The sequence below is a fragment of the Streptomyces sp. NPDC031225 genome (assembly GCF_055570355.1).
This window is the reverse complement of record NZ_JBVIHJ010000042.1, coordinates 21,828-29,388: the sequence shown is the minus strand read 5'-3', so window position 1 is coordinate 29,388 and position 7,561 is coordinate 21,828. Positions and strand designations below refer to the sequence as shown.

Below are 7,561 nucleotides of genomic sequence, written 5' to 3'. Positions count from 1 at the left end.
CTGCAGGGGGGACCCTGTGGGAGAGTAGGACACCGCCGAACAATTTTTGAATGAAAGGCCCACACCTTATGGTGTGGGCCTTTCTGCATTTCCGGACATCTGTATTTCCGGACAGGGGTCTTGTACGGGGGTACTACTGTGGCCCTCATGAGTTACGTGATCCGTTCCGTCCGCGCTGATGAGTGGCCTGCTGCGAAGGCGTTGCGGCTTGTGGCGCTTCAGGATCCGGTCGCGTCCCTCGCCTTCCTGGAGACTTACGAGGAGGCCCATGCCCGGCCCGACTCCTTCTGGAAGGAGCGCACGGCCCATGGTGCCGAGGGGGCGGACAGCGCGCAGACGGTCATTGCCGAGGCACCAGACGGACAGTGGGTCGGGATGGTGACCGTACTGCTGGAGGAACCCGGGACCAATGACTGGGCGGGGTTCCCGGTGGAGCGGAAGCAGGGGCATCTCGTCGGGGTGTTCGTACTGCCCGAGGAGCGCGGCAGCGGGCTCACCGACGTGCTGTTCGACGCCGCCCTGGAGTGGGCCTGGGCGCACGGAGTCGAGCGGGCGAGGCTGATCGTGCACGAGGACAACGGACGGGCGCAGCGGTTCTACCGCAGGATGGGGTTCACGCCCAGCGGAGTGGTCGTGCCACTCACGTCGGCGCCGGGGGAGTCCGAGCTGGAATTCGTGCTGGACCGGGACTGAGCGCCGCGGTCGGCTTGGGCGTCACGCCGGGAGGTCGGCGTCCGGCCAGCGGGTTCGGCCCTGTTCGCGGGACCGGAGCAGGGCCAGGGTCGGTAGCCCTCGGTCCGCTCCGGTGGCCAGCAGCTCCGGGAGCTGGGGAAGCGGAGCCACGGCTGCGACGTCGTCCAGGACGAGCGTCAGTGGTGGGTCGAGGCGACCGGAGGATGACCGTTCGGCCATGCGCCGGCCACGCTCGACCACGCTTGAGGTGAGGGCTGTCAGGAGTGGCATCGCACCCGGGTTGGTCCTGGGGTCCTCGATCGATTCACCCACCACATAAAGCGTGCCCCCTTCGTCGACGAAGGAATCCAGGGCGAGGGCATCACTTCGGTTGTAAGTGCAGGTCTCGCGGACGTTGACCGTGAAGAGGGCGGAGAGGGCCCGGCTGGTCAACTCCTGGGCGATGTCACGGCGTTCGGGGTGCGCGGTGAGCGCTGCTTCCAGTTCGCCCGCGGAGCCGGAGGCTGCTTTCGGGTTGGTGCGGAGGGTTCGCACAGCGTCCTGGATCTGGGTGCCCTGACACCAGCGGTGGACGTGGCGGACGGTGCGGGACTCGATGGCTGCCGCGTGGAGGTAGCTGCGCAGGAGTGTTTCGGCCACGTCGGTGACCGCCTGGTCGATCTTCGCGGTGGGCCGGATGGGGGCGAGGAGGGCTCGCGCCCGCGCGGTGGCCGTTTCCTTGTCCTCGCAGCCGGTGGTGGGTGACCAGTGGAGGCGGGCCGGGGTGTCGCAGAGGTGCGTGGGGTCGTAGACGTGGACCGGGCCGAGTTTGGCTCTGGCGTCCTTGGTGTCCGCCCAGAGGGCCGGGTTCGAGGTGACGACGAGGGCGGGGCCTTCCGCGTCCCGGACGGCCTGGGCGGCGGTCGAGTGGCGGGCTTCCCTGGGGGCGTAGCGGACCGGGCCCTGGGGGCGCTGTGCTTCCCAGGCGGTCACTCGTTCGTCGGGCGGCGTGGCGTGGAGTGGCTCGGTGGGCTGGGGGAGCCCGGGTGATGTGGTCGACACCGGCGGCAGAGGGGACGCGGGGAGCGGAGCGCCGGCGGGCTGCGGTTCCGGCGCCGGCCTGGGGGCCGGTACCTCGTGTATCGGTGCCTCGTGGGCCGGTTCGGGTGCGCGTCGCGCCAGGGCTGCCAGGCGTTCCGCTCTCGCTCTCGCCCGCACTCCCCGCCAGCGGGCCAGTGTGCCCATCACGAAGACGGTGAGGACGACCAGGATCATCAGCTGGCCGATGAACAGGCCCCAGACGAGGCCGTAGCCGGAGAGCTGGGCGGCGGGGGTGTCGGGCCAGGCGCCGGGGATGTCCTGGGGGTGGCCGATGAGGTGGCGCATGGCCAGGGGGGTGCGGGTGAAGGTGACGGACCGGGGCCAGTCGCCGTGGGCGAACCAGCCCGCGAGGCCCGTCGCCGTCCAGACCAGCAGGGTCATGCCGAGGAGGAAGGCGAGCAGGGCGACCAACAGGCCGTCCGGGACACCCCCTTGGCTCCGCTGACCGCCTTGGCCCGCGTGGCCCGCCTGAGCGTCCCGGTAGCGGTCGTCCGGTCTCACCACTGTCCGCCTCCTACGCCACTGTCGACTCGGAGTCGCCCAAGTGCTGTTCCACGAAGGCCGCCGCCCGTTCCTCGGCCTCCAACTCGGCGGCGCGCAGGGCGTCGACGGCGAGGTCGTGTTCGGCGGAGGTCTCCGTCATCGCGCGGTCGGTGAAGACCAGGGGGCGTTCCGTCTCGGTGACGAGGTGTTTGACCACCTGGACGTTGCCGTTGACGTCCCAGACCGCGATGCCGGGGGTGAGCGTCGGGATGATCTCCACGGCCCAGCGTGGCAGGCCCAGGACGCGGCCGGTCGCACGGGCCTCGTCGGCCTTCTGGGCGTAGATCGTCCGGGTCGACGCCATTTTCAGGATCGCCGCCGCCTCCTTGGCCGCCGCTCCGTCCACCACGTCGGACAGGTGGTGCACCACCGCCACGAAGGACAGGCCGAGGCGTCGGCCGAACTTCAGCAGCCGCTGGAACAGCTGTGCCACGAAGGGGCTGTTGATGATGTGCCAGGCCTCCTCGACCAGGAAGATGCGCTTCTTCCGGTCGGGGCGGATCCAGGTGTGTTCCAGCCAAACACCGACGATCGCCATGAGGATGGGCATGGCGATGGAGTTGCGGTCGATGTGGGACAAATCGAAGACGATCAGCGGCGCGTCGAGGTCGATGCCGATCGTGGTCGGGCCGTCGAACATGCCGCGCAGGTCACCGTCGACCAGGCGGTCCAGGACCAGGGCGACGTCGAGGCCCCACGCGCGTACGTCCTCTATGTCGACGTTCATCGCCTCGGCCGACTCGGGTTCGGGATGCCGTAGCTGCTCCACGATGTCCGTGAGGATCGGCTGGCGTTCGACGATGGTCTCGTTGACGTAGGCGTGCGCGACCTTGAGGGCGAAGCCGGAGCGTTCGTCGAGGCCGTGGCCCATCGCGACCTCGATGATGGTCCGGAGCAGGGCGAGCTGTCCGGTGGTCGTGATCGAGGGGTCCAGGGGGTTGAGGCGGATGCCCTGGTCCAGGGCCGCCATCGCGTCGAGCCGGATGGGGGTTATCCCCAGCTCCCGCGCGATGAGGTTCCACTCGCCGGCGCCGTCCTCGCCCTGTGCGTCGAGGACGACGACCTGGCGGTCCCGGAAGCGCAACTGCCGTAGGACGTACGTCTTCTCGAGCGCCGACTTGCCGTTTCCTGACTCGCCGAGGACCAGCCAGTGCGGGGCCGGGAGCTGCTGGCCGTAGAGCTGGAAGGGGTCGTAGATGTAGCCCTTGCCGGAGTACACCTCGCGGCCGATGATCACGCCCGAGTCGCCGAGGCCCGGCGCTGCGGTCGGGAGGTAGACCGCCTGTGCCTGGCCGGTGGAGGTGCGGACCGGCAGGCGGGTCGTCTCGACCTTTCCGAAGAGGAAGGACGTGAAGGCGTCGGTGAGGACGGACAGCGGATCCCGCATGCGTGGTCCCCTACTTTCGGATGCCGGTGGCGAACGGAAGCGTGTTCACGAAGGCGCGATGGTGTTCGCGGTCGCACCACTCCAGTTTCAGATACGACTTTCCGGCCGATGCCCGGATGGTCCGCTTGTCGCGGGCCAGGGCCTCGGGGTTGCGGGAGGAGACGGTGATGTAGCCGACGAGGTTGACGCCTGCCGCGCCGCTGGCCAGGTCCTCGCCGCGCTGGTCGAGGCGGTTGTGGGAGGCGATGTCGCGGGGGTCGACCGTGCGGTTCATCTTGGCGGCGCGGGACGCCTCCGCCTCGTCGTTGGTCTTCTCGGTCAGCATGCGCTCGATGGCGATCTCGGTGGGTTCGAGGTCCATCGTGACGGCGACCGTGCGGATGACGTCCGGGGTGTGGACGAGGAGCGGCGCGAGGAAGTTGACGCCGACGGGGGTCATCGGCCACTCCTTCACCCAGGCCGTGGCATGGCACCAGGGCGCGCGGGTGGACGACTCCCTCGTCTTCGCCTGGAGGTACGTCGGTTCCATGGCGTCGAGTTCGGCCGGCCAGGCGTTGCGCTTGGTCATCGCCTGGATGTGGTCGATGGGGTGGTCGGGGTCGTACATGGAGTGGATGAGCGAGGCGAGCCGGCCCTGGCCGAGGGGCTGGCGCACGCGGATGTCCGCTTCCTGGAGGCGGGAGCAGATGTCGGTCAGCTCGCGGGCCATGACGACCGCGAGGCCCGCGTCCCGGTCGAGCTTGCGCCCGGCGTGGGGGCGGGCGGCGCGGGCCATGGTGTGGGCCTCGGCGGCGAGTTCGCGGTTGAAGTGCATGCAGGCGACGAGATAGGCGCGGTGCTGCTCGCTGCTGGTGGACACCATCGACTGGAGCTGGTCGTACGACGTCTGCAGCCACGGCAGCGCCTTCGCGTCCCCGCGGACGGCGACGTCCTTGGCGTGGGCGTCGGGGTCGGCGGGCAGGGTGCGGGCGAGCATCTGGAGCCGGGTGACGAAGCCGTCGCCGTTGGCCACGTGCTTGAGCAGGGTGCCGAAGCGGTCGACGAGGGCTTCCTGGTCCTCGGAGTCGCGCAGGCCGACGCCGGGGCCCTCGATCTCGATGGCGGCGGTGACGGTACGGCGGTCCGCGTGGAGCAGTACGGCGATCTCGTCGGGCCCGAACGGGGCGGCCAGCCAGTTGATCCGGCCGATGCCGGGCGGCGGACCGACCTCGACCTCGCGGCCGTCGACGTGGGTGCCGGCCTCCATCACGGAGGAGCGGTACGTGGTGCCCTGGCGCAGGGTGCGCTTGAAACTGCGGTTGATCTCGAACCACTTGTAGAAGGTGCGGCGCTTGTACGGCACGTAGACCGCGGCCAGGGCGATGAGGGGGAAGCCCATCAGCAGGACGATGCGCAGGGAGAGCACCGGGACGAGGAGCCCGCACATCATGCCGAGGAACGCGCCCGCGATGATCAGTGTGATCTCGCCGCTCTCGCGGTTGCGGCCGACGATCGCGTTCGGCCGGGCGCGGCCGATGAGATACGTACGGCGGGGCGTGACCGTGTGCGACACGTGGGACTCGGTCGTCAACGCCCGTCACCTCCTGTGCTGTTGCGGTTGTTGCTGGCGTGCGGGGTGTTCACCGGGTTGCTCGTGCGGGGAGCGGGAGCGGCGGAGGGGACAGATCCGCCGCCTCCGTTCGGGGTGCGCGAGCTGTGCGCGGCGACGCCGCCGGACACCGGGTTGCTGGGGCGGGCGCCGGAGTTGCCTCCGCCTCCTCCGCCGTTGTTCTCGGCCCGGGTGCTGTGGGTCTTGATGCCCTGGGCGACCAGGGTGGCCGGCGAGCTCATGACCGCGGCGGCCTTGCCCTCGGCGCCCTGCATGATGCGGTTGCTGCGGCCGCCGGCGATCTCGTCGCCGAAGCCGGGGACGAAGCGGTAGATCATCGCGCTGGCGAAGATGGCGAGCAGGATGATGGCGAGGCCGGAGACGACGGCGGAGAAGGAGTCGGGGCCGTTGTCGGAGGAGAGTGCACCGGCGAGGCCCAGCACGATGACGATGACCGGTTTGACCAGGATCACCGCGATCATGATGCCGGCCCAGCGGCGGACGTGGCCCCAGAGGTTCTTGTCGACGAGGCCGGCGTAGACGACGGTGCCGAGGAGGGCGCCGACGTAGAGGAGGGCGGCGCGGATGACGAGCTCCAGCCAGAGCACGCCGGCGGCGAGGATGCTGACGAGCGAGACGACGATCAGCATGATCGGGCCGCCGCCGATGTCATTGCCCTTCTCCAGGGCGCCGGAGAAGGTGCCGAAGAACGTGTCGGTCTGGTCGCCGGTGGTCTTCGCGAGGACCTGTGAGACGCCGTCCGTGGCGGAGACGACGGTGTAGAGGATGAGCGGGGTGAAGGCGGAGGCCAGCACGGTCAGCCAGAGGAAGCCGATCGCCTCGCTGATGGCGGTGGTGAGGGGGACGCCTCGTACCGCCCGCTTGGCGACGGCCAGCAGCCACAGGAGCAGGGTGAGGATGGTCGACGCGGCGAAGACGACCGCGTACTGCTGGAGGAACTTCTGGTTGGTGAAGTCGACGTTGGCGGTGTCCTTCACGGCCTCGCTGAGCTTGTCGATGGTCCAGGCGGCGGCCTTGGCGCAGCCTTGGGCGAGGGAGGAGAGGGGGTCGAGGGTGGAGGTGAGGTCGTCGTTGGTCGACCCGCCGTTTGACTTGCTGCTGCGGTCGCTCTCGCACAGGGCGCGGGCGGTGCCGCTGATGAGGCGGCAGGCGTCGTCACTCGCGGTGGGTGACGGCGTGGGAGACGGGGCGGCGAAGGCCCGGGCCGACAGGAGCACGGTGGCGGTCTGCACGGCCGTGACCACGGCGGCGGCCTTGAGTGCGTAGCGATTACCGCGCATAGGAGAACCCTCCGTACTCGTCGACGGCCTTCGCCATGTCGTCCGCGCTGGAGGCCGTGTCGTCGCCGGGGACGGGCGTCGGGCCTTCCGTCTGGGACTGTGTGACGACCTTCCAGTCGTCGGCGGCCCACTCGAGCTTCATGGTGATGGTGAACCAGCTGTTGGTGACCGGGTTCGTGGAGTTCTCGCCCGCCATGCCGAGCAGTCCGCTGCACCAGACCTCGACGGTCGCGTTGTTGGCGGAGGACTCGGTGACCTTGGTGCCGATCGGGCTCGTACGGGAGACGAAGGTGTATCCGGCGGGTGTGGAGCCGTTCTCGTTCAGTCCGACGTTCTTGTTGAAGGCCGGGGTGTAGGCCCTGTCGAGGGCCGACTGGAACGCGGCCGTACGGGAGGGGCTGATGATGGTCTGCAGGATGGCGTCGCGCTTGGCCTTGTCGAACATGTCGGCCGAGCCCAGCGCCACCGCGTAGTTCGCGGCCGCACTCTGGGCTCCCTGGGTGTCGTGTGCGTAGCCCGTGGGGATCAGGCCCGGTGTGGACTGCACCGGCTTGGTTCCGCTCGGTGCTGTCGCCGTCGCCTTCGGCCGGCCTGCCGCGCCCGTGCCCTCCGCCGAGGACGAGGGGTCGTCGCCCCCGCGGTTCGCGAAGGCGATCGCCGCGATCAGGAGGACGACGACGCCGACCACCGTGACCAGGCTTCTGGAGGACGATCGGCCGCCTCTGCGGGCGCCGCCGTAGACGTCGCCGCCGCTGCCCTCCGGGTAACGGGTGCGGGTCTGGCCCGTGCCGCCGTACCCTCCGGGGCCCTCCGGGTCGTCTCCGAGACTCATGCCGCTTACGCCCCCTCGACGTCGTGCGGAAAAGCGTGGGAAAACGCATACGAGTACGACGGTAGCCGTGCTGGTTCCCGCGCGGGCGCGGTGTGGTGACTCGGCATCGGAGTCATCGCAGTGATCGAGGACATCGG

Annotated in this window: 6 protein-coding genes; 1 reads left to right on the top strand and 5 read right to left on the bottom strand. The window is 69.7% G+C overall.

Annotated features, from left to right (window positions below; all coding sequences use genetic code 11):
* Positions 1-147 precede the first annotated feature (147 nt).
* Positions 148-693 carry a GNAT family N-acetyltransferase gene (locus ACZ48Z_RS42315; RefSeq protein ID WP_468741263.1) on the top strand — a complete coding sequence of 182 codons (546 nt, stop codon included), beginning with the start codon at positions 148-150 and terminating at the stop codon, positions 691-693.
* A gap of 21 nt (positions 694-714) precedes the next feature.
* Here the strand turns inward: ACZ48Z_RS42315 and ACZ48Z_RS42310 are convergent, their stop codons facing one another.
* From ACZ48Z_RS42310 to ACZ48Z_RS42290, 5 genes are read right to left on the bottom strand one after another with little or no spacing between them, the layout of a single operon-like run.
* Complete coding sequence (locus ACZ48Z_RS42310) at positions 715-2,274, bottom strand: type IV secretory system conjugative DNA transfer family protein (protein WP_468741262.1); 1,560 nt, start codon at positions 2,272-2,274, stop codon at positions 715-717.
* A gap of 13 nt (positions 2,275-2,287) precedes the next feature.
* The gene (locus tag ACZ48Z_RS42305) at positions 2,288-3,703 is read right to left on the bottom strand and encodes an ATP-binding protein (RefSeq protein ID WP_468741261.1); all 1,416 of its coding nucleotides are present in this window, start codon (positions 3,701-3,703) and stop codon (positions 2,288-2,290) included.
* A 10-nt stretch (positions 3,704-3,713) separates the two neighbouring features.
* Entirely contained in the window at positions 3,714-5,273 is a 1,560-nt protein-coding gene (locus tag ACZ48Z_RS42300; RefSeq protein WP_468741260.1) for an SCO6880 family protein, read from the bottom strand.
* Positions 5,270-6,592, bottom strand: coding sequence for a hypothetical protein (locus ACZ48Z_RS42295; protein WP_468741259.1), 1,323 nt, complete (start codon positions 6,590-6,592; stop codon positions 5,270-5,272). Before ACZ48Z_RS42295 ends, ACZ48Z_RS42300 begins: the two co-directional genes overlap by 4 nt.
* The gene (locus ACZ48Z_RS42290) at positions 6,582-7,424 is read right to left on the bottom strand and encodes a DUF8175 domain-containg protein (protein WP_468741258.1); all 843 of its coding nucleotides are present in this window, start codon (positions 7,422-7,424) and stop codon (positions 6,582-6,584) included. Before ACZ48Z_RS42290 ends, ACZ48Z_RS42295 begins: the two co-directional genes overlap by 11 nt.
* Positions 7,425-7,561: the final 137 nt, after the last annotated feature.